The organism is Taibaiella helva, from assembly GCF_003545695.1.
Lineage (GTDB): Bacteria > Bacteroidota > Bacteroidia > Chitinophagales > Chitinophagaceae > Taibaiella > Taibaiella helva.
On sequence record NZ_QUZZ01000016.1, the window covers coordinates 30,758 to 57,415 of the forward strand.

Here is a 26,658-nt window from a genome sequence, read left to right on the forward strand (position 1 = left end):
CGGATCTTTATATTTATGCCTGGCGAATCAGAGATCAGCTGAGCTTACCCGCCTGGTAGGTTACTCCTTTGAAATATGCCACTTCTTTCAGGAGCTGCTTTTTCTTCAAAGCAGTTTTGATCTTTGCGGTTAGGCTACTGATCGGTGATAATACAAAAATAGCCGTGATGAGGATACGGCTGAACAGCTTGATCACCGGCTTCCTTTCCGGCGCGCCGGGACCGCCTTTGCTACGGGCTTTCGTGGCCCACTTGGGGAACTGGCTTACGCCTCTTTTTTCCAGCACGATCAGGTTGGGTCTTAAATGTACCGCACCCAGGTGCAGCAGGTCCTGCTGCAAGGCTTCGGTCCGGCCCTCTTTGATGTGGCGCAGGATGGGCTTGCCATAGCGCTGTGTATCGCGCATATCGCGTTCCGATACGCCGGCATCGGGCAAGCGCCCCGAGGCTTCTTTCTGCCCTTTGAACAGCCAGCGGATAATAGTGAGTGTAGAAGTAAGATTACCGTGCTTGTCTTCCAGCACGATGTTACCGATATGGTTCGCGCCCAGGCGCTGCAGCTGCTCTTTAACCTTTTCCTGGGCATTGAGCCACATGTTGCGGCAGCCGATCACGGTGATCACCGGCTTGTTGCGTAAGGCTTCTGCCCACTCGCTTTGCAGGAAGCTATTGGCCGGTATCGAAGGGGAAAGGAACCAGGGTTGATAGCCGAAGATCACCAGGTCATAATCTTTATTGCCGAGCGCAGGCATGGGCTGTATTTTTGCCGGTACCTGGAGCACGCTTTCAGGCATAGCGTCAAAAAAGGTTGCCGAGCTCCAGGGAAAAGGGAAAGCCTGATCAGGCCTGATCTCTGCAAAGTCGATCTCTGCCTCGCTCTTCATATCCTGTACTACGTTGTCGAGAATGTTTTTCAGTTGGCCGCTCTGGGAAAAATAGACGACGAGAATCTTCATGGGGCCAAAGATACTCGTATTGTTCAAAATATAGTAAACGCCTGGTTTTTCTACCGGGAAAGCGGTAGAACGTTTTGTACTATAAGCTGTTAAAAATAGTGCTTGTCCGAAAAGTGCCCTTTTTTCTCCGGTAAGTCCTGTCGGTGAGTACAGCAGCAGGGATACATTTGTCAAAAAAGAAATGACAATGAAGAGAACCATTATTCTACCAGGCGTTTTACTATGCGGCATGTATCTCCTCTTCGGCAGTAATGCTGCCGGCCCCGCATCCTCGGGTAGCGGTATCCGCAACGGCGCTCCCGGAAGCAACGGCACCTGTGCAGCCTGCCATGGCGGCGGCACCGGCACCACCACAGCATCCATTTCCCTGAAAGTAAAAGCAAGCGGCGCGGCAGTCACCGGCAGCTATACGCCCGGTACCGTTTATACGGTAAGCCTGACCGGCAACAATGCCGACCTGGCTTTCTTCGGTTTCCAGCTAACTGCAACCAAGGGCGCTGCACAGGCCGGTACTTTCAGCAATCTGGGCAGCAACAAGCATGCTGCCATGCTCAGCGGCTTGCAGGTGATCGAGCACAGCACTGCATTAGCCAAGACCGGCGGTGTTTATGAAGCGACCTTCGATTGGACGGCTCCTGCAGCCGGTACGGGCACCGTTATCTTCAACGGTATCATTAACGGTGTGAACCACGATGGCGGCACCGGCGGCGATAAAGTAAGCGAGATCGTGACACTGAGCCTTACCGAAAGTACGCCGCCGACCGGCATTGCCGGTCGGGATCTGCTGAACCATTTCAGCCTTTCCCCGGTACCGGCTTCCGACAGGCTTCAGCTCAACGGTAGCGGCCTGAACGGCGCTTATACGCTGGCCGTATATGACCTGAACGGAAAAGTGCTGTGGCAAGGCGCTGCCCAGACACAAAATAATAACCTGCAGGCGGAAATACCCGTGAGCCAGCTGGCGACAGGAACCTATTTCCTCCACCTGAAAGGTAAAGAAGGAAAAGCGACCCGGGCCTTTACAAAAAAATAGAACCACCTTATACAGAACCACAAACGGCCGTCTTAAAAAGACCGATTTAAAAGAGGAGCAGTCAAGTTTTTAAAAACTTGACTGCTCCTCTTTACTAAATGTATCTTCTTATTTTGATCCGGATTGCCACAGCAGGCAGCCGTCGCCATAGCTGAGAAAGCGGAAGCCTTCTTTCAAAGCATAATCATAGATATCGCGCCAGGCGGCTCCTACCAGCGCCGATACCAGCAGCAATAAAGTGGATTGGGGCTGATGAAAATTGGTCACCAGGCCGCTAATGATCCGGAACCGGTAGCCCGGAGCAATAATAATGCGGGTGCGTGCCACCACCTTGCTGACCTGGTGGCGATCCAGGTAAAGGGCCAAAGCCTCAAGCGCTTCCACCGGAGATATAGTGATATCCTCTTCATACGGATACCACTGTGATACTGCGATACCAGCTGTGGGTATATAACCAGGGTCTTGCAGCAGCTGTACGCCAATCCAGTAAAGGCTTTCAAGCGTGCGCGCCGACGTGGTACCTACGGCGACGATGGGTAAGCCCTGCTTCAGGCGATCGAACAGCTGCTGCAGTATGGCCGGTCCGGCTTCGATCCATTCCGCATGCATATCGTGTCCTTCCATAGTCTCGCTCTTTACCGGCTTAAAAGTGCCCGCACCGACATGTAGGGTCACCAGGCCGGTAGCGATCTGCCGCTCCGGAAGCGTCGCCAGTATCGCTTCGGTAAAGTGCAGAGCGGCCGTAGGTGCCGCCACACTGCCCTCTTCCCTGGCAAAAATGGTCTGATAGCGCTGCTCATCGCTTTGTTCCGCTTCCCGGTTCAGGTAAGGCGGCAGCGGCACACGGCCCGCCAGCTGCAGGGCTTCCGCAAAGCTGATTTCCGGTGTCCAGCTGAGCTTCAGTATAAAATACCCTTCCTTCTTTTCTGCGATCTCCGCCTGCATGGCCAGCGGTGTATCCTTCCCTGCGGTGAGGGAAAGCACCTGGCCTTCTTTCCATTTGGCCGCCCCGCCCACCAGGCATTTCCAGTATACAGAGCCCTTTTGCAGCATGGCCTGCTGCACTTCGGTATAGCGTTCATCAGGTTCCAGGCAGAAGACCTCTATGCGGCCCCCGGTGGGCTTCTGAAACAACAGCCGGGCATAGATCACTTTCGTCTGGTTGAAGACGAGCAGGGCGCCTGAAGGCAATTCCCCGGCGATATTGCGGTACCGGGTCTCGGTAAGCTTTCCGTCACGGTAAACCAGCAAGCGGGACTGGTCGCGCTGCGGAAGCGGGTAACGGGCGATACGATCGTCGGGCAGCTCGTAAGTAAAATCTTTAATCTGCAGGCGGGATGGATGCATAGAAAATATTGGAGCTGTCTGTCCTGTAACGGCTTGCAGGAGGTATGCAGCCGGTCGGTATTATTGGTTCAGGAAAAAGCAAAAGACTTCTTTAGGGCCATGTACGCCGGTAACCAGGGTCTTCTCTATGTCTGCAGTACGGCTGGGGCCGGTATTGAGGTTGATCATTGAGGGCAGCTGATCGTTATATTTCTGCTTCAGCAGTTTCAGCCCGTCGGCAATATCGGGCACGATCTGGTGCGGTTGCAGAACAACGATATGCACCGGGAAATAAACGGGCGCAACCCGGCCATGGTTTTGCTTGCTGCTGAACAGGAAGCTTCCGGTACGGGCTATCGCCGCTTCGCAATCCGTAATGCAGGCCTGGGCCTGCTCATGCATGGGATTGAATTCCCTCACAAAGGATATCTTATTGTTGACCAAGAAAGAGAACAGGGATTTGTGGGCACACAATACCTCCGTCCAGCCGCGGCTTTCGGCCAGCATTTTCAGGTTGGTCAGCAGCTCGTCCTGGTTGTGGCAAAAAACAAAGTGGCCTCCGGAATTGGAAAACGCAACGGCGAAAGTCTCCTCGGGCGTACTGCCCAACGGGCCGTTGAAAAAAGAAGGTATAGCCAGCTTTTCCGTTTCGGGAAAGGGCATGGGTACTGCCTCTTCCTGCAAGGCTATCCTGATCTTCCTTAATATGTTCTCCCTGGCTTTTGACGTTTTGTATGTCTGCATAGTATACCCCACGGTTCAAGGGCGAAGGTACATAAGTTATCGGTTATGGAAGCGTGGATGGTATTTTTTGAGGGTCTGCCGCAGGAAGCCCCGGTCGAGATGGGTATAAATCTCGGTGGTGGTAATGCTCTCGTGCCCCAGCATCTCCTGTACGGCCCTCAGGTCTGCGCCGCCTTCTACCAGGTGGGTGGCAAAGCTGTGCCGCAGGGTATGCGGATGAATGTTCTTGGTGATCCCGGCGCGCTGAGCGGCTTCCTTAATGATGTAGAAGATCATTACGCGGGACAGTCCGCTACCCCTGCGGTTGAGGAACAGGATATTTTCCTGTCCCTTTTTGGGCAGGATATGGCTGCGCACATGCTCCCGGTACAGCTCAATGTATTTCACTGCCTCATCGCCTATCGGCACCAGGCGCTCTTTGTTGCCTTTTCCGATCACGCGGATAAACCCCACGTCGAGATAGAGATTGGTAAGCTCGAGCGTGATCACTTCGCTAACGCGCAGTCCTGAACCATACATAGTTTCCAGTATGGCCCGGTTCCGTTGCCCTTCAGGGGTGCTGTGGTCGATACCGGCAAACAACTGCTCTACTTCCGTAAGCCCCAGCACATCGGGTAGTTTACGCTTCAGCTTCGGTGCTTCCAGCAGCTCGGTTGGATTCTTGGAGATCACCTCTTCGGTAATGAGGTAATGAAAAAAGGCTTTTACACCGGAGATGATCCTGGCCTGGGAAGCAGCCGCCAGCTCCTGCTCGTGTATCGATTGCAGAAACTGCTGCAGGTGCTGCAGGGCAATCGCTTCGAAAGCAATGCCGGAATACTGTTGCTCCAGGAAGCGCGCCAGCAGCTGCACGTCGTGCAGGTACGCATCAACGGAATGCGGCGACAACGATTTTTCCAGTTGCAGGAATGCCTTAAAGCCTTTGATATAGGTGCTCCACATAAGCGTTCGGTAAAGGGCCGGCGATCAGTCTTTCCCGCAGCCGGGCGTCTGTTCCCTGATCTTGTCGAGCCAATCGCCTATCAGGCGGGCATCACTTTCGCTGATGGCGCCCGCCATTTGTTCATAAGCCTCTACGGCTATGGTATCGGTGCTATTGATGAGGTCGAGCCCTTCGTCGGTGAGCCGCACATCGATCATCCGGCGGTTAACGGTGCTGTTCTCGCGGGTGACGAGGTTTTTCTCTACCAGCTTTTCCAGTATACGGGTTACATTGGAAGTGCGGTGGATCATGCGTTCCTGGATAGCAAAGGCGCTCATCGGCTTGCCTTTTTGTCCGCGCAGGATACGTAAAACATTGAATTGGGGAGTAGTGATGTTGTAATGCTTCAACTTTTGCTGCATGTTGGTTTCCATCCAGCTGGCCGTAAAAATAATGTTCAGGTAGGCTCTTTGGAAATTATCCGTAAATTGTTGCATTTTTAATTCGTCTTCAAGTCTCATGGCAGGCGTTTATAAACAGTATATAGGTACGTCGTCGGGGCACAATTGCCGCCTGGCCGGTGGCCTGCCTGTAGGCGTGTTCCGCCCGGCGGCTGATGCCGCAAATCATTTAGGTGTATGGCAACGAAAGTAAAACAAATTACCAATAAATATTGGAGAATTTTAGTGGATGCAGCAACAGGCTTTGCTGACGATAAGGGAATGAAGCTGAGCTCGGCACTGGCCTACAGCACTATTTTCTCCCTGCCGCCAATGCTGCTGCTCATCATTATTTTCGGGGGCGCCGTCTATGGCCAGGATGCGATACAGGGCAGGATCTTCACCGAGCTTAAAGATGTGCTGGGCGAAGCCACGGCCCGGCAGGTGCAGGATGTGATCAGGGCGCTGCAGTCGCAGAAGAACAGCCTGATGGCTACGGTGATCGGTGCGGTAGCCCTGGTGATCGGAGCAACGGGCATCTTTGTGGAAATACAGGATTCGCTCAATATGATATGGGGCGTGCGGCCCAGGGCCAAGAAAGGGTTCATTAAGCTGCTGCTCAACCGTGCATTGTCTTTTTCCATGATCATCGGGCTCGGCTTCCTGCTTATCGTTTCACTTATCGTCAATGCCCTGTTGATCGGGATGAGCAATTACCTGCTCAGGCTATTGCCTGAGCTGCCGATCAATGTGCTGAGCCTTATCAATACCGCTGTGATCTTCTTTGTGATCAGCTTCCTGTTCTCGGTGATCTTCAAAATGCTGCCCGATGTGCGTATCCGCTGGAGACAGGTATGGCCCGGGGCCTTCGTGACCTCGGCTCTGTTCATGATCGGGAAATTCATTATTGGCCTGTACATCAGCAAAACCAATACGGTAAGCCTTTACGGAGCTGCCAGCTCTGTTATCGTGCTGCTGCTGTGGATCTACTTTTCCGCTGCAATCCTTTACTTCGGAGCGGAATTTACAAGGGCTTATATCGAGTATCACGGCAAGCGTATTATCCCCAGCAGCTATGCCGAATACAGCGACAAGCGGCTGCTCAAGCACCTGAAGGAAGAACATAAATTATCGTAAACTGTGGTTTAGCGACACCCGACAGGGTGCATACAAGGATGAGCATCTGCCTTCACCGCTTAGGTAAGGCGTGCTACAAAGCCCGGAGTATCACGGCTTATTGACCAGGCTTTTGATACAATAGTGGCCGGTTGTTTGGTACGATATCAGTGAAGAGTTACCGTCCATATTTAATGGAGTGGTTTCGCTTAAATTACGCATGTCGTATGACGCGCTATAGCCTGTTTCCTCTGTAATTTTACGCCAGCTTATCCTTATCAGTTACGCATTTCTCTTTGACCTCCGGACCTGGCATTTCAATCATTGCTAACAATTAATTACCCCCAGATTTTTGTTATTCACGATTGTTAAACCAAACTCAATTTTATGAAAAAGAAAACTGCCCAAAAGCTGATGCTTTCTAAATCGACCATATCTCATCTTCAACCGCAAGCCCAGAAGGCGATACAAGGTGGTGAAAGTATTCTGGGTCTCGTATGCGTTAGCATCGGAGATTGTCAGACAAGGACTAAAATTTGCATCGGCGTATTGTCTAAGGTTGTCTGCATCAACCCGTGAGGATAAGCGGACTTTAAGACGCGACCATAGCGTTCCTCAGGTTCCGGACTTTTAGTCATTTATCTTTTCAGCATTCGTATTTGTAGGGATAAGCTAATGGCCTAAAAGGATCATTTAAGTAGTTCTGCATCCTTCTTATGCTATACATGAAGAGAAAGCTATTTCCACTCCGGAGATAGCTTTCTTTTTTGAGCTGAAGAGTTAAGTGTAGTATCGCTTGCATGGTATAAAGCTCGCGGGAGCCGGATATTTGTTGTGTTACAAGGAATAACATAACCTAGCTACGCAGGAGCAAAGCCATGACAGGCAAGAAGTAGCTGCATTCAGCCGCCGTTGTCCCAACCGGGCCTGGGCGTACAATCTCTTTATTACTTCTGCTTTGCCTGACAAATATATCCATCCCTCAGCGTTTTTATGGAATTCCGGTGCCGCGCAGTCTCATGATGAAAGCAAACATTATGGCAGAGCTCCTGATCGCTGCCGGGCGGAACCGCCGGCAAAGAAATAATCCGCGTATCGATCTCACACCCATGGTAGACCTGGGCTTTCTCCTAATCACTTTCTTCATGATGACGACGACTATGGCCAAATTGAAAGTCATGGACATCCAGATGCCCTATGCTCCTTTCCCGGCCACCACGGTCTTTTATGAACCCTCAGCCATTACCCTGATGCCGGCCAAAGGTCACCGGATCTATTATTATGAGGGCCTGTTCCGGCCGGATGTACCGCTTAAGCGAGCGGACACAGAAGAAGCCTTGCAGGCCCTGCTCCAGGATAAGCAAAAGGTACTTCGCGTCAGGCCCATAGCAAGCGAACGGCAGCTACAGGTGCTGATCAAGCCGCATGCCACGGCAACAGTGGCCGATATTATCGGCCTGTTCGATGAAATGGATATCCTGGACATACGGCAGGCCGCAATGGTGGATATCAGCCCGGAAGAAGTTAAGGCAGTATATGCCGCGTTTCAATAGACGTCAAGCCTGATGGCGCTGTTACTTTTTACCCAGGAATACAGGCATGATACCCAGCAAAACGCCCGAGCCAACCAGTATAGCGAAAGGTTTGAGTATTCCTTTCCAGCCGCTGTTGCGGAGGATCACCTCGTTCACGCCTTCCAGGCTCCAATGCAAAGGGGAGAAAAGAGCGATCTTTTTCATCACTTCAGGCAGGATCTCGACAGGTACCCATACGCCACCTATGGCCGAGAACAGCACGATCGAGATCGCACCGAAAGGCATCGCCTGGTTGGCTGTTTTGAAAATGCTGCCGATGAAATAACCGTAGTTCACTGCGGCAAAGGAAATGGCGAAGGCCATGGGCAGGAGGTTCAGGGCATGTGCGCCCAGCGTGAGCTGTGGCAGGCCGAAGAGCGGCAGGATAAAAATACCCACCAGCATCATCACGAAGAACTGGAGTATGCATACCAGGATATAGAAGACGATCTTGCCCAGCCCTACCCTTTTGTTGGCTGTGGGAATAAGCCGGATACGCAGCGCACTGCCTTCGTCCCGCTCGCGGATCATATTGCCGGAGATCGGCACCACGATCAGGAACATGCCGAAGATGGCCCATGCGGGCACGTTGTGCTGGGTTGAGTTCATAGAGGGATTGACGGAGGGGCCGTTGTCAAGGCTTTTCTCGGCAACTGCCAGCACATTCATACTTTCCAGGTTTACCGGCTTATCGCCACTACCGTTCATCCGGCTCAGACGCTGCAGCAATATCTCCGTCTTGACCTGGGTAAGATACTGGTTGAGGGCGAAGCCCAAGGCGCTACGGAAAGAGGGTTTCACCACAGGGTCGAACAACAGCTGAATCGCAGCGCTATCCTGACGGCCCTGGACCGGTAACCCTGCCGGAAGGCCCATGGCGCCGGCCATTTCGTTGGCGAGCTTGTTGGAAGTGTTGATCAGGGAAGCAGTGGCGTCTTCAGGGATCACAATGCCCATCTTGTATTGACCGTCGCGAAGGCTGGCCTTCAGCTGCTCCTCGGTAACGGCTACACCTTGCAGCCTGTCGATCATAATGAAGCTTTTGTTCTTTCTCAGCCCTTCGATCAGCTTCGTACCGGTATTCCCTTTATCCTTATTGGCGACCAGTATCTCGAACTTCATTTCCTGGTAATCGCGGTAAGGGGCATCCTGCACCACGGCCATAACGATAATGAGCGCTGCCGGCATCAGCAACAGCAACAGTAGCCCGCCGGGGTCGCGCAGCAGCAGCAAAAGTTCTTTTCGGAGGGTTGCAAACACAGTTTTCGCTTAAGGTCGCCGGTAACAGGCCGCAGGCAAAGGCTTACGGCCACAAAAAAAGAGTGGCGGCAAAGATACCACCACTCTTTTAAAAGGGAAAGGAAAATGCTTATTTAAAATCGCTTTCTTTCAGATTGCTGTTGGCTTTGGCCGAAGATACTTTAGTGCCGCCGCCGGTCAGGGTCTTTGATTCATAGGGGATCTTATATCCGTTGCCGTTCTTTACCTCACGATAGTCGGAAAGGGTCCGGATCTCGACTTTGGATTTAAGGCCTTCGTTGGTGCTCTCTACTTCTTTCACCAGCAGGCCTGTAGCTACATCATATGACTGGATGGTCTTCTTATGGCCGTCGTTCTCTACGCGCTCTACGCTATAGGCTTCCTGGCCGTTCACTACCTCTTTACCCAGCAGCGTAAAGTTAACGCCGTGCTGTGAGGGGTGCAGCAGCAACTGCAGGTCGGCTTCAGGCTTGTATTCCTTGATGGCTTCGGCAGGCAGGGTTTGTTTCTGTCCGCCGCCTTCGGCATAGCCGGTCTCGCCATTGATCACCATCTTCTGCATCACTTGGCCGTCCACAGTAATCGTTTGCTTAATGTGGGAAGGGGAAAGGACAACCACGCTTTGGGTGTATTCCTGTCCGCCTTCAACCACATTGGATACGATAGAGAGGTCCTTCAGACCTTCAAGAGCTGCTTTACCGCCAATCGCATTGATGTATTTATCCAGCACCTGGTCGATGCTTACGCCGTCGATCACTTTGGATTCGGTCACGATGGTCGGGTTACCGTAGTTGTCATAAAACTTCACCTCGCCGAATTTTTTCAGCTTGGGCAACTCGGTCTTGTTACCCACCACGATGATATTGGCGTTAGCAGGTTTCAGGTATTTCTGTGCGACAGCCTGTATGTCGGCGGTTGTGGTCGCGCTCAGGTTTTTGAGGTAATTTTTGTAATAATCTTTCGGCATCTTGTACCGCTCGATGTTGATCGCATATTGGGCGATGGTTTGCGGGCTTTCGAGGCCGAGCGCGAATACGCCGCTGATGAAATTAACAGCGCCCTGCAGCTCCTCCTGTGTAAGCGGTGTGTTCCGCATGTTATCCATTTCCCTCATCATTTCGACAATGGAGCTGTCGGTTACTTCGTTGCGGCACTGTACATTCACGTCCACATTACCCACGATATCGTCGGAAGAGATGGAGGAGTTAGAGCCGTAGGTCCAGGCGTGGGTTTCCCTCAGGTTACGATCGAGACGTTGGAAGCTGCCGCCCAGCACCTGGTTCATGATACGGGTCTTGATCACATCAGGTGTGCCGATCATCAGGTCGATGGGATAGGTAATGCTCACCGCGCTCTGCACCGCGCCGTCGCGGGGCACGAAGGCTACCTGAGTCTTGGCCGGAGCCGTTGCAGCAGGGTACTGGCTGCGGGGTACGTCGGCCTTTTCCCATTTACCGAAATATTTATTGGCCATCTCTTTTGCTTTGGCCAGGTTGATATCGCCTACGATCGCCATATAAGCGACATTGGGACGGAAGTACTTTTTATAATAAGCATTGCAGTCGGCCAGGGTAATATTATTGACCGTAGCCTCTGTGGTCACCTGTCCATAAGGGTGGTTAACACCGTAATTCAGCACGCTGCTTACATTACTAAGCATGTCGTCCGGATCGGTCTTGCTGGCCTCCAGGCCGGATAGAGCCTGCTTTTTCAGCTTGTCCAGCTCTTCCTGCTTAAAATTGGCGTTCAGCAAAGCGTCGCTCATAAGCTCCAGCATCTGGTCCTGGTATTTGGTCAGCGAGCGGCCGAAAATGCTGCTGTTGCTGGCGCCGATATTGGCGGCGATGCGGTCGGTTTCTTCATCGAACTTGTCTTTGGAGCGGGTTTTGGTACCGGCGGTAATCAGCTCGCCTACCATACTGTGCATACCGCTCTTGCCGCCTTCCGGTTCCGGCCTGATATCAAGAACGATAGAATAGGTTACTGCAGGCAGCTTGTGGTTCTCCACCACAAAAACTTTAAGCCCGTTATCCAGGGTAAAGCTTTCGGCATCGCCCAGCTTGATCTCCGGTGCGGGCCCCGGCTTCGGACGAATGCTTCTGTCCAGCTTTTGCGCGTGTACAGCAGTAAACAGCGATAAAGCAGCTATAGAAAAGAGTATCTTTTTCATTTTATGGATCAATTTTTTGAAATAGGATGGATAAGACTGCTATCCACCGGAATTTTAGATAATTTCTTTGCGTTGTCCAGGCTTATTGCCCTTTGGGAACGTAGTACAGCACTACGCAATTGTCTTTGGTTAAATATTTGTCCGCTACTCTTTTCAGGTCTTCACGTGTAATTTTCTGATAACGGGCCAGCTCTGTATTGATGAGATTGGTATCGTGGAAATAAGTGTAATTGGTCGCCAGCGATTCTGCAATACCGGCAATGCGGCCATTTTGCGATACAAAGCTGTTTTCAGCCTGGTTCTGCAGCTTTTTGAATTCCTCTTCGCTGATGAGGTTATCCCTTACTTTTTCGATCTCGTTTTTCATGGCTTTTTCCAGCTCAGCGGCAGTAACGCCGCGGGCGGCAATACCCAGGGTGATCATCAGGCCCGGATCTTCCAGTGGAGTGTTAAAGGCGCCCACCTGCACGGCTTTCTGGTCTTTGTCCACCACCTGCTTCTGCAGGCGGGAGCTGGCGCCCTGCGACAGGAGCTGGTTTAGCAGCTCGAGCGCATACATATCATCTGTACCCATCTTGGGGGCATGATAGGCCAGCACTACCATAGGCAGCTGTACATTGGCGTTGTATTTAACGCGCTTTTCCTTGGTCTGCGCAGGCTCTGCAACATTAGGCCGGGGCACTTCGCCGGTACCTCTTGGAATATCGCCGTAGTATTTATTGATCCACTCTTTGGCCTGCTCGGGCTTAAAGTCGCCTGCGAGCACCAGCACAGCGTTGTTGGGTACATAAAAGGTCTTATAGAAATCCATGAACTCGCTGGCCTTGGCCTGGTCGATGTATTGCTCTTTACCGATGGGCGTCCAGCGGTAGGGATGCTTGGTAAAGGCGTTTTCAAAGATCAGGGATTGCCACATGCCGTAGGGGCTGTTGTCGTAGCGCATCTTCTTCTCTTCTTTAACCACCTTACGTTGGGTCTCGATACCGGTGCTGTCGATCTTGGCATGCAGCATACGCTCCGCTTCCATCCACAGGCCCAGCTCCAACTGGTTGGCCGGCAGCTCTTCAAAGTAATAGGTCCTGTCCTGGGAGGTATTGGCGTTCAGCACGCCACCATTGTTCTGCACCAGCTTCATATATTCTCCGCGCTGGATGTTGTCCGTACCTTCAAAAAGAAGGTGCTCGAAAAAGTGAGCAAACCCGGTACGGGAGGGGTCTTCGTTCTTAGAGCCGACGTGGTACATCACCGACACCGATACGATGGGCACTGCATGATCCTCATGCAGGATCACATGCAGCCCGTTGGGCAGATCGTACTCGGTGAATTTGATATTCCCCTCCTGTGCAGACACCGAGAAGGCGCCGCCAGCAAACAGAACAGCACTCAGGAAAAAACGTTTCATGAAATTTGATTTTGATTTTATTGTTCGCAAAGATAACAGAATAAGCAAATTAACATTCACACCTTCCAGGGGAATTCTTTTACGGAATGTTTTTGATACATTAACTAACAAACTGGTTGCAGGCGAAATGAAAAATGCTGTTTCCCATAACGGAAAACAGCATCGGAATAGTGTAAACGACCAGGCAGGGACAGGGCGCCGGAAGAAATTACCTGATGGAAAGCAACGATACAAACGACTGGATCCTTTCAGGGCATCCGTATTTATTGCGGGAAGAAGCGCAGGACTGCATCATCAGACATAACAAGGCACCCACCAAGGCCGCGCTCCAGAATTTGTTCATTTTTTTCATTTCCAGAATGATTTTATTTAAAATTGTTATTGGTACTTTGCTGCAATGATAAATAAAAATCCCGTTTAGGTAAACGGTTATTATTTTTGCACGAAATTAATACAAAATTTAATAAATGCACATACATTTTATTGCTGTGGGCGGGGCTATTATGCATCAGCTGGCTATAGCTCTTCACCTGAAAGGGTATACGGTTACCGGAAGCGACGATGAAATAACCGATCCTGCCCGCACCAATCTCCGCCACTATGGCCTGCTGCCCCTGGCCTACGGCTGGTTTCCTGAGAAAATAACCGGTCAGCTCGATGCCGTTATTCTCGGCATGCACGCTAAAGAAGACAACCCCGAATTGAAAAAAGCAAGGGAAGCTGGTATACCGGTTTACTCTTTCCCTGAATACATGTACGAAGCTTCCCGCGACAAAAAGCGTGTCGTTGTTGCCGGAAGCCATGGCAAAACCACTACCACCTCGATGATCATGCATGTGCTGCGCGATCAGCAAATGGATTTCGACTACCTGGTGGGCGCCCGCGTCGAAGGTTTTGAGCACTCCGTAAGAATATCCGAGGCGCCGGTGCTGATCCTGGAAGGCGATGAATATCCTGCCTCCGTGATCGAGAAGCGGCCCAAGATCCATTTTTACCATCCGCAGGTGTCGGTGCTTACCGGCATTGCCTGGGACCATGTCAATGTATTTCCCACGTTTGAGCAGTACAAAGAGCAGTTTGCGATCTACCTGAGGGAAATGGAAACGGGCAGCGTCCTTATCTATAATGCAGAAGATAAGGAAGTCGTATACCTGGTGGAAAAGGAAGCGTCGCACCTGAAGCTGATGCCTTATGTAACGCCCAATTTCAAGGTAACGGACAACGCTGTCGTGCTCAACACTTCTGAGGGAAAAGTAAACCTGCAGATCTTTGGCAGCCATAACCTGCAGAATATGGAAGCTGCCCGCAAGGTGTGCAATATACTTGGCATAAGCGATGCTGGTTTTTACCGTTCCATAGCTGGCTTCAGCGGTGCTGCCCGCCGGTTGGAAAAGATAACCGAAAGGGAGGGCTTTATCGCTTACCGCGATTTTGCTCATGCGCCCTCCAAGCTAAAGGCCACGCTGAGCGCCGTAAGGGAACGTTTTCCCGGCCACGAACTCATCGCCTGCTTCGAGCTGCACACCTTCAGCAGCCTCAACAGCGCCTTCCTGAAAGAGTATGCCCATACTATGGACCCTGCCGATCATGGCGCGCTGTTCTTCAGCGCCCATGCCCTGGAACTGAAAGGGTTGCCCCCACTCGATCCCGTAGAAGTCAAGCAACATTTCGCCAACGACAAGCTGGCTGTGTTTGAGCAGAAGGACGCGCTGGAAGCCTGGATCAGGGAGGCTGCCGGCAAAAGCGACAGGCCGGTATGCCTGCTGCTGATGAGCTCCGGCACCTTTGACGGTATGGACCTCTCCTCGTTCTGAGCCGCTGCTCTTTTATCCGAATCTGTATAATAACCGTAATAAATGAACAAAATCTTAGTCGCCAACCGTGGCGAAATTGCTTTAAGAGTAATGCGCTCTGCAAAAGAAATGGGCATCAAAACGCTGGCTGTTTTTTCCGAAGCTGATCGCAACATGCCTTTTGTTACCTATGCCGATGAAGCGGTATGCATAGGGCCTGCCCCTTCGGCCCAGTCTTACCTACGTGCCGACAAGATCATCGAAGTCGCTAAAGCCTATGGCGCCGATGCCATTCATCCCGGCTATGGCTTCCTGAGCGAGAATGCCGACTTCTCCCGGTCGGTAGCGGAAGCGGGGCTTACCTTTATCGGTCCCTCGGCCCATTCCATAGAGATCATGGGCAGCAAGATCGCAGCCAAGCAGGCGGCACAGAAGTTTAACGTACCCATGGTGCCCGGCACCGACAAGCCGCTGCAGAGCTATGAAGAGGCCCGTGATGTCGCCGAAAGCGTGGGCTATCCCATCCTGATCAAAGCTTCGGCCGGCGGCGGCGGTAAAGGTATGCGCGTGGTGAACAGCGCCGACGAGCTGGAAGAGCAGATGCGTATGGCCAAAAGCGAAGCGCTGAGCGTCTTCAGCAATGACGATGTCTTTATTGAAAAATACGTGGGCTCGCCCAAGCACATCGAGATACAGCTGATGGGCGACCAGATGGGCAACTATGTTTACCTGTTCGAACGCGAATGCTCTATACAGCGACGCCACCAGAAACTGATCGAAGAAGCGCCTTCCTCCTGCCTTACGCCCGATATCCGCAAAGCGATGGGCGAATGCGCCGTGGATGTAGCCCGTGCCTGTAAATACTATGGTGCAGGCACTGTTGAGTTCCTGGTGGATGAGCAGCTTAATTTTTACTTCCTCGAAATGAACACCCGCCTGCAGGTAGAGCATTGTGTAACGGAAATGATCACCGGCATCGACCTGGTCAAAGAGCAGATCAGGGTGGCGCGTGGCGAAAAGCTGTCTTTTTCCCAGGAAGACCTTCATATCAACGGACACTCGATCGAGCTGCGTGTTTGCGCCGAAGATCCTATGGACAACTTCATGCCCGATACCGGCCGGCTCAACATCTACATCCGGCCGCAGGGACCAGGCGTGCGGGTGGACGACGGCTATGAGCAGGGTATGGACATTCCTATTTTCTACGATCCGATGATCGCCAAGCTGGTGGTATGGGGGCGCGACCGCAATGAGGCTATAGACCGCCTGTGCCGTGCCGTTGATGAATACAGGATACAGGGCATCCAGACCACGCTGGGCTTCGGTAAATGGGCGGTGCGCCAGCCCGCTTTTGTGGAGGGTAAATTCGATACGAATTTTATTGCCAAATATTTTAAGCCGGAGTACCTGGTGCATGAAACCGAAGACGAAGCCGCGGTGGCCGCCGCGCTGGCCGGCATCCTCTGGGACAAAGGGAAGAAGGAAATGCAGGCTGCGGTAAGCGGTGGCAATGTTTCCCGCTGGAAGATGCAGCGGAATTGATCTGATTCAAAAAGTGCGGACCGGTTCCGCACTTTTTTTGACCTTGCCTTGTGGATGGCACTGTCCGTCCGGTTTTCAGAGAAAGGCAGCCGGGGTTTTGCCCCTGTAGGCTTAACCTTTTTTAACGGAAATAAAATTTCTGTTTGCCATGCAAATATTTTAGCTTTATGCAGTGCGGAACCGTATTTGCAATACACAGTAATTTAATAAATTATTCCTTTTATGAAAGCAGATGATGATTACAAAGAGCAGGATGGCGAAGGGGAAGAAGAACGGTTCAGCGATGATCCCGAAGAGCAGCTGAGGATCGAAAACGAATTGCTGCGCCTGCAGCTGCAGGCGGAGACCGGCGCCGATATTCACCAGCTGGAAGACGTGCCGCCGGAGGTGGAGCATGCTTTCCTCAACAATATCCTCGCCTTCGAACGGCAGCTGGACAGCGTCGCCGAGGTAAGCATTTACAAGATACTGGGCGAGCCCAAAGACTTCAGGGACGCTGCTGCGCTGAACGATGAGCAGATCGAAAAAGAGCTTGAGCGGCTGGAGGTTTTTATGCGGGATAAAAATATCGAAGTGGATTACGGTGCCGAATATCCTGCGCGGCTCAAGTACAAGTTCATCACCGAGGAGCTGTTCCAGCATGAGACCCAGCAATTCGATATCCCGGAAATGGTGAACCATTTTATTTATGAAGAATTTCATCCCAACCACCGGCTGACCATAGAGGGCATTGCCGAAGACTTCCTGGAAATGTGGCTCGACCGTCAGATCGATGAGCAAAGCTTTATTTTCAGTGATACCTTCCGTACGGACAACGACGGTGTGTATACCAAAGAGCAGTTCCTGGGCCATATCCGGAACATCTTTGCGGCTTACCTTTCTTTCGATAACGGCGGCTACCGGATCAGCAATATTGCTTTTGAAGAGGGGAACGGAGAGCCGGAAGGCCCCGGTTATGCGGAGGGAATGATCACTTACAATGCTACTTTGGAAAGCAAAGAAACAGAGACGGTAGAAGCCCCTTTCAGGATCAGCATGGCCTGGATAAACGGCTACTGGGAGATCGTTAATGTTATCATGCCAGGCTTGTCGCTTTAAATACCCCGATACTTTTTTATCATGAACACAACACTTGCCATCATAGGCGGTGGCAATCTTGGTGTTGCCATAGCCGAAGGCCTTATCAGCAGCGGCTTTGCACAGCCGCAGGAGCTTATTGTTACCCGGCGGAATACCGCTGCCCTGGCCGGGCTGGCCGCACAAGGCGTTACAGTTACTGAAGACAACGCCGCTGCCGCCAGGCAGGCCGATTGGCTTATCCTGGCGGTAAAACCCTTCCAGGTAAAGGAAATACTGGCCTCTCTACAACCCGTTCTCGATCCGGCACGGCACACCATCGTGAGCGTAATAACCGGCGTATGGCTCAGTGACCTGCGCGGCATGCTGGGCGAAGGGTTCAGCCTGTTCAGGGCCATGCCCAATACGGCGATCGCCATCAGGGAAAGCATGACCTGTATTTGTGCCGACGGTGTGACCGAGCCACAAACGGACTATGTCAATGCTTTGTTCAGGCGTCTTGGTAAAACGGTCTTCATCGATGAAAAGCTGATGGATGCCGCGACGGTGCTGGGCGCCTGCGGCACAGCTTATGCTATGCGCTACATCAGGGCCAATATCCAGGGCGGTATCGAGATAGGGTTCGATGCACAGACAGCCTCGCTTATTGCTGCGCAGACCGTGAAAGGCGCTGCGGAACTGCTATTGACGCGACACACGCACCCCGAACAGGAAATCGACAAGGTTACCACGCCTAAAGGCTGCACCATTGCCGGCCTGAACGAAATGGAGCATCAGGGCTTCAGCTCCTCGCTGATCCGCGGCATTGTGACCAGCTACCGGAAGATACAAACCGATATGTAATACAGGCATTATCCTGATAAAACCTGTATTTGAATATACAGGGAAGCTGGTATTCCCCGCGCTTTGAATGGAAGCTAACTTTGGTATCGTCTGCAAGGGCAGACCATGCTGAACAACCTACCCATGGCATGATTAAGATTAGAGACAGGGAAGGATCATCAGACTCAATTTTTTTTATGAAAAAGAAAAGCATTTCACTGAAAGCAAAGCTTACCCTGAACAAAGTAACCCTTGCTCAACTGAATCAGCAACAGCAAACGGCAGTAGCAGGAGGAGGAACTCTTAGCCGTTGCGAAACCGTAAGAACCTGCGCACCGCAGCATACGGGATTTGCCAGCTGCGAAAATATCTGCTGATCCCTGTTTAACATTGATCGCATAAAAAAGGTAAAGCTCAACAAAGGCTTTACCTTTTGTCTTTACAGGATGGAGAACATTTGATTGTGCTTATGGCTGCATCATTTTTTTTGCATCATGCTTGCTTTATCTTCCGCAAAAAACGGCGACATTTACAGCCGGTAAGCGGAACACTGAGAACCCTTCCGCTGCACTGCATTTTATTGTTTTACTACCATCAAATTATAGAGCTATGTCTGTTAAAACAGCATTGATTACCGGCGGTTCCAAAGGCATCGGCTACGGTGTGGCTGAGGCCCTGATCCGCCAGGGCATACGCGTGGCCCTTACCAGCCGTTCCCTGGCCGGCGCCGAAGAAGCAGCGGCAAAGCTTAATGCCATACAGCCCGGCTATGCTCTGGGCCTCGAAGCCGATGTACGCGACCTTGCCTCCCAGCAACGGGCCGTAGATAAGACCCTGCAGCAATGGGGGCAGATCGATTATGTGATCGCCAATGCCGGTGTCGGTCATTTTGCGCCGGTACAAACCATGACCATCGATACCTGGAAAGAAACCATCGATACCAATCTTACCGGTGTTTTTTATACAGCTAAGGCTACCCTGCCCTCTCTCGGGCAAAGCAAAGGCTATTTCATTACGATTGCCAGCCTTGCCGGCGCCAACTTCCTACCGGAAGGCACAGCATACAATGCCAGTAAATTCGGCCTGGTCGGCTTTACACAAGCCATGATGCTCGATGTGCGGAAGGAAGGCATTAAGGTAACCACCATTATGCCGGGCTCAGTAGCCACGCAATTCAATAACCATACAGTGAGCGAACAGGATGCCTGGAAGATACAGCCCGAAGACATAGGACAGATCGTGGTTGACCTGATCCGTATGCCGGCGCGTACCCTTCCCAGCAAAATAGAGGTACGGCCCGCGGTCCCCGGATAGTTGTACAAATAAAAATTTGTGTTAAAGGCAACAAGAAGCCAGTTAATTCGTTGTAGTTTAGCGCAACATCACAACCGTTTTCTATTCAGTAGCTTTACCTCATATATTTTTTCAATCAACATCTAATCCCTGCCCCGCAGGACCGTTTTAATATATGCAAGCAGAAATTTTATGGGTAGACGATGAAATAGAATCGTTGAAATCTCAGATCCTTTTCCTGAAAAACAAAGGTTATGAAGTAAAGCCTTTCACCAATGGCTACGATGTGCTCGAGCACCTCAAAAGCAACCAGGCCGATGTTATCCTGCTGGATGAGAGCATGCCCGGCATGACCGGTCTCGAAACCCTCTCCCGCATCAAAGAAAGTTATCCAACCGTGCCGGTGGTGATGGTCACCAAGAACGAGGCGGAGAACATTATGGAAGAGGCCATCGGCTCACAGATAACCGACTACCTCATCAAGCCGGTAAACCCCAACCAGGTGCTGCTTTCGCTGAAGAAGATCATGGATGGCAAACGCCTGGTGTCGGAAAAGACCACCATTGAGTACCAGAAAGACTTCCGCAACCTGTTTATGGCGCTCAACAGCAATCCCAATGTGGAAGAATGGAAGGACCTGTATAAAAAGCTGGTGTATTGGGAAGTGGAGATGAGCAAGAGCGATAGCCCGGAAATGCAGGAAGTATTCAACACCCAGAAGTCGGAGGCCAATACCGAGTTCTTCAAATTTGTTTCCCGCAATTATATCGACTGGATCAAGAACAAGCGCGAAGATACGCCTGTGATGTCGCATACCTTGTTCAGCCAGATGATCGCGCCGCATGTGAAGAAAGGTAAGCCCACCTTTATGGTGCTGATTGATAACCTGCGCTATGATCAGTGGAAATCGATAGAACCTATCGTGAACCAGTTCTTCAGGGTACAGGAAGAAGATATGTTCTATGCCATACTGCCCACTTCTACCCAATACAGCCGCAACGCCATCTTTTCCGGTATGCTACCGGTAGAGATCGAAAGGCGTTACCCGCTGGAATGGAAGAATGACGATGAACAGGGCGGCAAGAACCTTTATGAACGCCAGTTCCTGGGCGACCAGATCAGGGCGCTCAATATGGGCAATATCCGTTGGGAATACCTGAAGATCACCAATAATGAAGATGGTAAGACCATGGAGGATAATATCCATAACTACCTGAAGAACGACCTTACAGTGATCGTTTACAATTTTGTAGACATGCTATCGCATGCCCGTACGGAAATGGAAGTGCTGAAGGAGCTGGCCGGCGACGAACAATCTTATCGTTCGCTTACCGTAAGCTGGTTTGAGCATTCCCCCTTGTTCCGTGCGCTGAAGAAGATCGCGGAAAAGGATATACAAGTAATCTTTACTACCGACCATGGCACCATGCGTGTGAGGACCCCCAGCAAATGTGTAGGCGACAAATCGACCACGACCAACCTGCGTTACAAGCATGGCCGCAATATCCAGTACGAGGAGAAAGACGTGTTTGCCATCACCACGCCGCATGATGCCGGTCTGCCGCAGCCCAATGTCAATTCCAAGTACATTTTTGCCAAGGAAGATGTTTTCCTCTGCTATCCCAACAACTATAACTATTACGTGAACTATTACCGCAACACCTTCCAGCATGGAGGGGTATCGCTGGAAGAAATGATCGTACCCGTAGTGCGGATGACCAGCAGGTAAGCAATATGTAAATTAATGCAGCCGTGCCGTTCACCGGCACGGCTTTTTTATGCGCCGCCTTTGTTGGTGTTTTCAGCAATAAAGGCGGAAAACAGCAACTCCCGCTTTAAGAAACCGGAAGTAAAAGGGAGGCTTTAAGCCTGACAGGCTTGAAACCTAGTTGCTATCCCCATTGCCGGAGTTTTAACCAGCAAGAGTGGAGCTTGGGCCTCGTTCCATGCTAATTTGACCAAATAGTTTTACCTTTACGCCTACATTTCAACTACAATATGCCTCACTATTATAGCCTGGGAAATATCCCCCATAAGCGACATACACAGTTCCGCAAGCCCGATGGCGGGCTGTATTCCGAGCAACTGTTCAGCACCGAAGGTTTTTCTTCCAATTATTCGCTGCTGTATCATGTTCATCCGCCGACAAAAATCATCAAAACACTGGAGCCTGTTGATGTTTCGCCAAAGGCTTCTACCGACAATATCCTGAAGCACCGCAGTTTCCAGGGCTTCAAAGTGCAGCCCGAGGCCGATTTCCTGAAAAGCAAGAAAACGGTGCTGTTCAACAATGACGTGCACCTCTCCCTGGCGGCGCCACAGAAAGGTCTTACGGGTAATGTTTTCTATAAGAATGCCGATTCCGATGAAGTGATCTTCGTGCATGAAGGTAGCGGCGTATTGAAAACCCAGTATGGACAGCTGAGATTTGCCTACGGCGATTACCTAGTGATCCCCCGCGGTACCATTTACCAGATCGAGTTCGATACCGAGGCCAACAGGCTCTTTATTGTTGATTCTTTCAGCCCGGTAACTTATCCTAAAAGGTACCTGAGCAAATACGGTCAGCTGCTGGAGCATGCGCCGTACTGCGAGCGCGATATCCGCAAACCCGGCGACCTGCAGACTTTCGACGAGCAAGGCGAATTCCTGATCAATATCCGGAAGAAAGGCCTGATGTATCCCATCTGGTACGGCACACATCCCTTCGACGTTGTCGGCTGGGACGGCTACGAATATCCTTATGCCTTAAGCATCCATGATTTTGAGCCGATCACCGGCCGGGTACACCAGCCGCCGCCTGTACACCAGACCTTCGATGCACACAATTTTGTGATCTGCTCTTTTGTGCCCCGTAAATATGATTATCATCCCCTGGCGATACCGGCACCCTATAACCACAGCAACATCGACAGCGACGAAGTGCTGTATTATGTCGATGGCGAATTCATGAGCCGAAAGCATGTCGAACGCGGTATGATCACTCTGCACCCCGGCGGCATTCCCCACGGACCGCATCCCGGCGCTGTGGAGAAGAGTATCGGTAAAACCGAAACGCCTGAACTGGCGGTAATGGTCGATACCTTCCACCCGTTGATGATGACGGATGCGGCCAAGGGTATCGAAGACGAACATTATGTGATGAGCTGGGCAGAGTAAGCCCCGGCTTAAGGTATAGCGATAGAGGTTTCCCGCAAGGACAAGCCTCTTTTTTTTATGCGGTGGCCTGGGAAGGAAGTATATCAACGTTTATCGCCTTCTGTCCCTGTTCGACAATACCAGGTAGCTTATACAGGGCAAGGCAGCGCCGAACTTACCGCTCCGCTGTTTTGATCCTGACAGCCTGAAGGAACTCTTCCCTTTTTCGCTGCGATACATTTACTTCGGTATTGTCGCTCATCAGTATCGTTCCACCCCTGCCATACTGGTATTGCAACAAATGGTCCGGATTGATCAGGTGTTGATGATGCACTCGGATAAAACCATGATCCTTTAGCAACATCTCGTAGCTTCCCAATGTACGGCATACCAGCACCGGCCTTCGATCCGTAAAATGAAAGAGCGTATAATTATCCGATGCTTCGCAACGGATGATTTCTGTAACAGGCACATAAATGAATCCATTGGTCGTAGGCAGGTCTATTTTGGCTTTGAGTACAGAAGGCTGTTGCAGGCTTGCCAGCAGGCCATCGATACGCCCTGCCAGCTGTTCGCGCGTACAATACTGTTGCGCCCGGTCAACTGCCGCCGAAAGACTCTTTACATTCAGTGGCTTCAGGATATAGTCCAGCGCATGCTGCCTGATGGCTTGAAGCGCGTAGCTGTCGTATGCTGTAACGAATATGGTTTGAAAGGACGGATCGGATATTTTCTGAAATAAAGCAAACCCGTTCTCTTGAGGCATATTGATATCCAGGAAAAGCAACATGGGATTGTGTCTCTCAATTTCCGATACCGCGGCCTCAACCGAATCGGCCTCGCCTACGACATGAACATCGGGGCAATAACGGTCCAGGAAATTCCGCAGGGTTTGCCTGCTTCCCATTTCATCATCAACGATTAACGTAGTCAGGATCATGAGTCGTTAATTTTAAGGGTATCAGTAAGGATACCTGTGTGCCGCCGGGCTCACCTCCGGTATCCGGTTTATCGGTAATCTCTACCTGTACGGTGATCCCGTACATGCGGTTAATGGTCTCTATACGCTGGTGGGTGATCTTCATACCCATAGAGGTATGTTGCGGCTGCCGGTAGCTTACCGCCTGCTTACGGCCTATCCCGTTGTCGTCTATGATACAGCACAAATTGTCCTTCTTAAGCGTGAAAGACAAGGTTAGTTTACCCTCCCGGCCTTTAAGATAGCGTAATCCATGGTTAACCGCGTTTTCAACATAAGGCTGGATAAGCATGGCTGGTATGGCAATCTGTTCCGCAGAAATGTTGGACGCAATATCGAAAGTAACCGTAAACAATTGCCGGAAGCGGACCTGCTCCAGTTCCAGGTAGGTTTGTAACATAGCGATCTCTTCGTTTAAAGGTAACCAATGCGCTTGTGAATGAGCGAGTGTGAGCCTGATAAAATGGGCGAACGAAGTCATGTAATCATTGGCCGTTATTTCATCATGCTGGCTGTAATAGAATTGGATCGCATTAAGCGCATTAAAAATAAAATGCGGATTGATCTGAGCCCTCAGGGCATTCAATTCCAGTTCGGCCAATTGCTGCTGCTTCCGTGCTTCCTGCGCCGCGCGTTTTTTCACCCTGTTTATCCTGAAGCGGAAGACCATTGCTACTATGGCGCCAAGGAGCAGGATAAAAGCACCGACCAGGGCGGGATGGCGCCAGAGTGGCGGCAGGATGGTAATGGAAAGCTGGAGCGGCTTCGCTGTCCATTCACTACCAGGACTACGGCACCATAGCAGCAGCTTATAGTCTCCCGGGCCCAATGCAGAGAAATCAATGGTTTGCGCATAGGTGTATAGTGTATCGCCTGTACCGCCCATCAGCAGGTATTTATATTGCAGCGGGGTGCCTCCTGTATAGCTCAGGCCGGTATAAGAGAGCTGTAGGTTTTGTTCTTTATTAGAAAACCGGAGGGTTTGCCCGTTGATCGCGCGGCCGTTTGCCGTCTCTAAGTAAAGCCGGGGTGGTTTGGATTGTAAGGTATCCTGGCTGTTTAGGATCAGAATACCCTGATCCGTGGCCAGGTACAGCCTGCCGCCGCTTTCCGCCAGATCATTGATCTGTTTGCCTGCTATACCTGGAGGAAGGGGAAATGGTTTTACTGTAAAATGTCCGTCTGTTGTCTGCCGTATGCGGTCGATACCGCCGTCTGAGCTCAGCCAGATACAACTGTTCTCAGCAACAAAAAGCCGCTTGCAGCTATTGCCTGCCAGTCCATGATGTCTGTCCAACTGTACCGGCGGCAGCCCGTAGTCTTTTATAAAAAGCAGGCCCCGGGTACTGCTGCCCGCGAGGATACCGCCACCAGGTGCCGGCACCATGCAGGTAATAAAGCAATCCGTTAGCAAGCTGTCCGGGTCGTATTTCACTGGTTGACCATTCTTAAAATAGCGTAATCCATTGATACCGCCGGCCCATAAGATTTGATTGTTGTCCAGTGCCAGGGCTGTTATGCGTCCTATATGGTCACACCTGGTTTTCCGGGTGCGGTTGTCGTAAACAACCAGGCCGAAAATGCACCCGGCATAGAAAAAGCGTTCGGAAAAGAAACCGGCTTTCATTGAAGCCTGCCGCCGGATGCAGGATACATCGTTGTGAATAGTATATAGCCCGACATCGCTTCCCGCCATCAACAATTCATGACCATTATCGCGGACAAACAGGACACGGTTGTTTTGCGGCGTGGTGAGGGTATGCACCTGTATGGTATTGTCTTTCTTTATCCGATAGACATGCCCGAAATCGTCACCAGCGATAATATTTCCTCCCCTGCTTAAAGCAATAGACAATATATTGTTTCTCACCAGACCCGAACGTCGGTCAATGAGCCGGCCACCGTTTGCGGGTATAAAGTATATGCCATCGTTTAAAGTGCTTAGCCACCGGTTGCCTTCATGGTCTGTCCGCATACAGTTCGTGGGTAGACCACGGGGGAAAGCCGTATCCGGTACGATCTTCCCGGACAAGCTATCATAAATTTGCATGCCCCTGGCTGTACAAAGCAGCATACCGCCCTTCCCGGAAGGGCCTATCTGGTATATCCGGCCGGGCACACGATGCGTTTTTAACCTTTGCAGACTATCTCCCACAAAATACCATTGATCCAGTTCCTGTCTCCTGTCCGGATGCCCGAAGCCTGAGGCGAAAAGTGTGTGGCCATCAAAAAATAAAGCGTCGATATAGCCTACCGGCAGTTTTTGATTGAAGCCGGTTTGGATATTGAATACGTCATTACCGGCGACAATATAGTCCTCTCCGTTTCTGCGAAAGTGCTTTACCCGCTCCGGTGAAGACAGCTCAATATTCTGCAATACGCGCAGGTATGGGAACCCGGGACAGAGGATCCCTATTTTTTTGCCCACCAGGCAATCATTACCTTCCCGATCGGTAAACAGCTCGTCATAATATAGGCTCTCGGCATCTATTTTCCGGCAAAGCGGGTCATTCTCACTGGTATATATTTTCCCGTATTTCAGGTAGCAAGCTTTCCTGTTGTAACAGACCAGCCAGTAGCGATGCTGTTTGTCTTCTCTTATCCTGAAGACCTCCATATCCGGAATACCTTCTTTAATGGAATAATTCAGAAAAGCCGATCCATCATAACGGCTTATGCCCTGATCGGTACAAAACCACATAAATCCTTTGCTGTCTTCATACACATCGTACACCACATTGCTGGGCAGGCCGTCTGCCATAGTAACATGTCGTGCCAAAGGCTCCCATGTGGCTGAAGCATACTTTGCAAAGCATAAGGGCAATAGTAAAAAAAGCAATGGGCAGCACCGCATAACAAAAGCATAATTCACAATATAGGTAAAAATAAAAATATCTCTTAGTAATCTGCTTTTGTAGTATACAGATAAGCAGGGAGAAGTATTCCTTATGCCTGAACCGCTCTTTAACCGGTCACTTGTTGCATCATCAACCATAGCGGATAAAAAAAGATCGCGTTTCTGTAGCTGCCAGCTAATGCATTCCTGTCGGTGCAGTTAACAGTATAGGCGTG

23 protein-coding genes are annotated in these 26,658 nt (G+C 51.1%); 13 read left to right on the forward strand and 10 right to left on the reverse strand.

Annotation, left to right across the window (positions count from 1 at the left end; all coding sequences use genetic code 11):
- Positions 1–34: 34 nt before the first annotated feature.
- On the reverse strand, positions 35–955 hold the full coding sequence (locus DZC79_RS19360) for an NADPH-dependent FMN reductase family protein (RefSeq protein ID WP_118953270.1): 921 nt from the start codon (positions 953–955) through the stop codon (positions 35–37).
- Between the two features lie 187 nt (positions 956–1,142).
- Here DZC79_RS19360 and DZC79_RS19365 point away from each other — a divergent pair, with 187 nt between their 5' ends.
- Positions 1,143–1,988: a choice-of-anchor V domain-containing protein gene (locus DZC79_RS19365; protein WP_198666956.1), complete on the forward strand. Its 846-nt coding sequence runs from the start codon at positions 1,143–1,145 to the stop codon at positions 1,986–1,988.
- 108 nt (positions 1,989–2,096) lie between these two features.
- Here DZC79_RS19365 and DZC79_RS19370 read toward each other — a convergent pair whose 3' ends face one another.
- Genes DZC79_RS19370 through DZC79_RS19385 form a run of 4 tightly spaced genes read right to left on the reverse strand, consistent with a single transcriptional unit; the run spans position 2,097 to position 5,501 of the window.
- Positions 2,097–3,335: an S-adenosylmethionine:tRNA ribosyltransferase-isomerase gene (locus tag DZC79_RS19370; RefSeq protein WP_118953272.1), complete on the reverse strand. Its 1,239-nt coding sequence runs from the start codon at positions 3,333–3,335 to the stop codon at positions 2,097–2,099.
- Positions 3,336–3,395: 60 nt separating this feature from the next.
- Positions 3,396–4,058, reverse strand: coding sequence for a LutC/YkgG family protein (locus DZC79_RS19375; RefSeq protein WP_118953273.1), 663 nt, complete (start codon positions 4,056–4,058; stop codon positions 3,396–3,398).
- Between the two features lie 36 nt (positions 4,059–4,094).
- Positions 4,095–5,000, reverse strand: coding sequence for a site-specific tyrosine recombinase XerD (gene xerD, locus DZC79_RS19380; protein WP_118953274.1), 906 nt, complete (start codon positions 4,998–5,000; stop codon positions 4,095–4,097).
- Between the two features lie 24 nt (positions 5,001–5,024).
- Positions 5,025–5,501 carry a MarR family winged helix-turn-helix transcriptional regulator gene (locus DZC79_RS19385; protein WP_118953275.1) on the reverse strand — a complete coding sequence of 159 codons (477 nt, stop codon included), beginning with the start codon at positions 5,499–5,501 and terminating at the stop codon, positions 5,025–5,027.
- Positions 5,502–5,618: 117 nt separating this feature from the next.
- On the opposite strand from DZC79_RS19385, the gene DZC79_RS19390 reads away from it, so the two are divergent.
- The 3 genes from DZC79_RS19390 (at position 5,619) to DZC79_RS19405 (ending at position 8,089) form a co-directional block, all read left to right on the forward strand.
- Positions 5,619–6,557 (forward strand): YihY/virulence factor BrkB family protein, encoded by a 939-nt coding sequence (locus DZC79_RS19390; RefSeq protein ID WP_118953276.1) that lies wholly within the window; start codon positions 5,619–5,621, stop codon positions 6,555–6,557.
- 366 nt (positions 6,558–6,923) lie between these two features.
- Positions 6,924–7,115, forward strand: a complete 192-nt coding sequence (locus DZC79_RS21935) for a class I lanthipeptide (protein ID WP_118953277.1) — start codon at positions 6,924–6,926, stop codon at positions 7,113–7,115.
- A gap of 458 nt (positions 7,116–7,573) precedes the next feature.
- Positions 7,574–8,089, forward strand: coding sequence for an ExbD/TolR family protein (locus DZC79_RS19405; protein ID WP_157977287.1), 516 nt, complete (start codon positions 7,574–7,576; stop codon positions 8,087–8,089).
- A 21-nt stretch (positions 8,090–8,110) separates the two neighbouring features.
- Here the strand turns inward: DZC79_RS19405 and DZC79_RS19410 are convergent, their stop codons facing one another.
- The 3 genes from DZC79_RS19410 to DZC79_RS19420 all read right to left on the reverse strand — a co-directional run bounded on the left by DZC79_RS19410 (position 8,111) and on the right by DZC79_RS19420 (position 12,942).
- Complete coding sequence (locus tag DZC79_RS19410; RefSeq protein ID WP_118953280.1) at positions 8,111–9,370, reverse strand: ABC transporter permease; 1,260 nt, start codon at positions 9,368–9,370, stop codon at positions 8,111–8,113.
- A gap of 109 nt (positions 9,371–9,479) precedes the next feature.
- Positions 9,480–11,540, reverse strand: a complete 2,061-nt coding sequence (locus DZC79_RS19415) for a M16 family metallopeptidase (protein WP_118953281.1) — start codon at positions 11,538–11,540, stop codon at positions 9,480–9,482.
- A gap of 82 nt (positions 11,541–11,622) precedes the next feature.
- Positions 11,623–12,942 (reverse strand): M16 family metallopeptidase, encoded by a 1,320-nt coding sequence (locus DZC79_RS19420; protein WP_118953282.1) that lies wholly within the window; start codon positions 12,940–12,942, stop codon positions 11,623–11,625.
- Here DZC79_RS19420 and DZC79_RS21380 point away from each other — a divergent pair.
- The 9 genes from DZC79_RS21380 (at position 12,941) to DZC79_RS19465 (ending at position 22,628) form a co-directional block, all read left to right on the forward strand.
- Positions 12,941–13,246, forward strand: a complete 306-nt coding sequence (locus DZC79_RS21380) for a hypothetical protein (RefSeq protein ID WP_157977288.1) — start codon at positions 12,941–12,943, stop codon at positions 13,244–13,246. The two genes, DZC79_RS19420 and DZC79_RS21380, sit on opposite strands and share 2 nt — an antisense overlap.
- Positions 13,247–13,409: 163 nt before the next feature.
- Positions 13,410–14,756, forward strand: a complete 1,347-nt coding sequence (locus DZC79_RS19430) for a UDP-N-acetylmuramate--L-alanine ligase (protein WP_118953284.1) — start codon at positions 13,410–13,412, stop codon at positions 14,754–14,756.
- Positions 14,757–14,798: 42 nt separating this feature from the next.
- Positions 14,799–16,277: an acetyl-CoA carboxylase biotin carboxylase subunit gene (accC, locus tag DZC79_RS19435; protein ID WP_118953285.1), complete on the forward strand. Its 1,479-nt coding sequence runs from the start codon at positions 14,799–14,801 to the stop codon at positions 16,275–16,277.
- 222 nt (positions 16,278–16,499) lie between these two features.
- Positions 16,500–17,375, forward strand: a complete 876-nt coding sequence (locus tag DZC79_RS19440; protein ID WP_118953286.1) for a hypothetical protein — start codon at positions 16,500–16,502, stop codon at positions 17,373–17,375.
- 21 nt (positions 17,376–17,396) lie between these two features.
- The gene (gene proC / locus DZC79_RS19445) at positions 17,397–18,197 is read left to right on the forward strand and encodes a pyrroline-5-carboxylate reductase (RefSeq protein WP_118953287.1); all 801 of its coding nucleotides are present in this window, start codon (positions 17,397–17,399) and stop codon (positions 18,195–18,197) included.
- A gap of 29 nt (positions 18,198–18,226) precedes the next feature.
- Complete coding sequence (locus DZC79_RS21385; RefSeq protein ID WP_157977289.1) at positions 18,227–18,553, forward strand: class I lanthipeptide; 327 nt, start codon at positions 18,227–18,229, stop codon at positions 18,551–18,553.
- A gap of 232 nt (positions 18,554–18,785) precedes the next feature.
- Positions 18,786–19,490, forward strand: a complete 705-nt coding sequence (locus tag DZC79_RS19455) for an SDR family oxidoreductase (RefSeq protein WP_118953289.1) — start codon at positions 18,786–18,788, stop codon at positions 19,488–19,490.
- 154 nt (positions 19,491–19,644) lie between these two features.
- The gene (gene porX / locus DZC79_RS19460; RefSeq protein ID WP_118953290.1) at positions 19,645–21,198 is read left to right on the forward strand and encodes a T9SS response regulator signal transducer PorX; all 1,554 of its coding nucleotides are present in this window, start codon (positions 19,645–19,647) and stop codon (positions 21,196–21,198) included.
- Between the two features lie 269 nt (positions 21,199–21,467).
- On the forward strand, positions 21,468–22,628 hold the full coding sequence (locus DZC79_RS19465) for a homogentisate 1,2-dioxygenase (RefSeq protein ID WP_118953291.1): 1,161 nt from the start codon (positions 21,468–21,470) through the stop codon (positions 22,626–22,628).
- A gap of 154 nt (positions 22,629–22,782) precedes the next feature.
- Here DZC79_RS19465 and DZC79_RS19470 read toward each other — a convergent pair whose 3' ends face one another.
- Positions 22,783–23,547 carry a LytR/AlgR family response regulator transcription factor gene (locus DZC79_RS19470; RefSeq protein WP_118953292.1) on the reverse strand — a complete coding sequence of 255 codons (765 nt, stop codon included), beginning with the start codon at positions 23,545–23,547 and terminating at the stop codon, positions 22,783–22,785.
- A complete protein-coding gene (locus tag DZC79_RS19475) occupies positions 23,522–26,365 on the reverse strand; it encodes a sensor histidine kinase (protein ID WP_198666957.1) in 2,844 nt (947 codons plus the stop codon). Before DZC79_RS19475 ends, DZC79_RS19470 begins: the two co-directional genes overlap by 26 nt.
- Positions 26,366–26,658: the final 293 nt, after the last annotated feature.

Excerpts from the sequence above, each read along its gene's own strand:
- DZC79_RS19360 (WP_118953270.1), bottom strand. The coding sequence starts at position 955 with ATGAAGATTCTCGTCGTCTATTTTTCCCAGAGCGGCCAACTGAAAAAC.
- DZC79_RS19365 (WP_198666956.1), top strand. The coding sequence starts at position 1,143 with ATGAAGAGAACCATTATTCTACCAGGCGTTTTACTATGCGGCATGTAT.
- DZC79_RS19370 (WP_118953272.1), bottom strand. The coding sequence starts at position 3,335 with ATGCATCCATCCCGCCTGCAGATTAAAGATTTTACTTACGAGCTGCCC.
- DZC79_RS19375 (WP_118953273.1), bottom strand. The coding sequence starts at position 4,058 with ATGCAGACATACAAAACGTCAAAAGCCAGGGAGAACATATTAAGGAAG.
- xerD (WP_118953274.1), bottom strand. The coding sequence starts at position 5,000 with ATGTGGAGCACCTATATCAAAGGCTTTAAGGCATTCCTGCAACTGGAA.
- DZC79_RS19385 (WP_118953275.1), bottom strand. The coding sequence starts at position 5,501 with ATGAGACTTGAAGACGAATTAAAAATGCAACAATTTACGGATAATTTC.
- DZC79_RS19390 (WP_118953276.1), top strand. The coding sequence starts at position 5,619 with ATGGCAACGAAAGTAAAACAAATTACCAATAAATATTGGAGAATTTTA.
- DZC79_RS21935 (WP_118953277.1), top strand. The coding sequence starts at position 6,924 with ATGAAAAAGAAAACTGCCCAAAAGCTGATGCTTTCTAAATCGACCATA.
- DZC79_RS19405 (WP_157977287.1), top strand. The coding sequence starts at position 7,574 with ATGGCAGAGCTCCTGATCGCTGCCGGGCGGAACCGCCGGCAAAGAAAT.
- DZC79_RS19415 (WP_118953281.1), bottom strand. The coding sequence starts at position 11,540 with ATGAAAAAGATACTCTTTTCTATAGCTGCTTTATCGCTGTTTACTGCT.
- DZC79_RS21380 (WP_157977288.1), top strand. The coding sequence starts at position 12,941 with ATGAAATTTGATTTTGATTTTATTGTTCGCAAAGATAACAGAATAAGC.
- DZC79_RS19420 (WP_118953282.1), bottom strand. The coding sequence starts at position 12,942 with ATGAAACGTTTTTTCCTGAGTGCTGTTCTGTTTGCTGGCGGCGCCTTC.
- DZC79_RS19430 (WP_118953284.1), top strand. The coding sequence starts at position 13,410 with ATGCACATACATTTTATTGCTGTGGGCGGGGCTATTATGCATCAGCTG.
- accC (WP_118953285.1), top strand. The coding sequence starts at position 14,799 with ATGAACAAAATCTTAGTCGCCAACCGTGGCGAAATTGCTTTAAGAGTA.
- DZC79_RS19440 (WP_118953286.1), top strand. The coding sequence starts at position 16,500 with ATGAAAGCAGATGATGATTACAAAGAGCAGGATGGCGAAGGGGAAGAA.
- proC (WP_118953287.1), top strand. The coding sequence starts at position 17,397 with ATGAACACAACACTTGCCATCATAGGCGGTGGCAATCTTGGTGTTGCC.
- DZC79_RS19455 (WP_118953289.1), top strand. The coding sequence starts at position 18,786 with ATGTCTGTTAAAACAGCATTGATTACCGGCGGTTCCAAAGGCATCGGC.
- porX (WP_118953290.1), top strand. The coding sequence starts at position 19,645 with ATGCAAGCAGAAATTTTATGGGTAGACGATGAAATAGAATCGTTGAAA.
- DZC79_RS19465 (WP_118953291.1), top strand. The coding sequence starts at position 21,468 with ATGCCTCACTATTATAGCCTGGGAAATATCCCCCATAAGCGACATACA.
- DZC79_RS19470 (WP_118953292.1), bottom strand. The coding sequence starts at position 23,547 with ATGATCCTGACTACGTTAATCGTTGATGATGAAATGGGAAGCAGGCAA.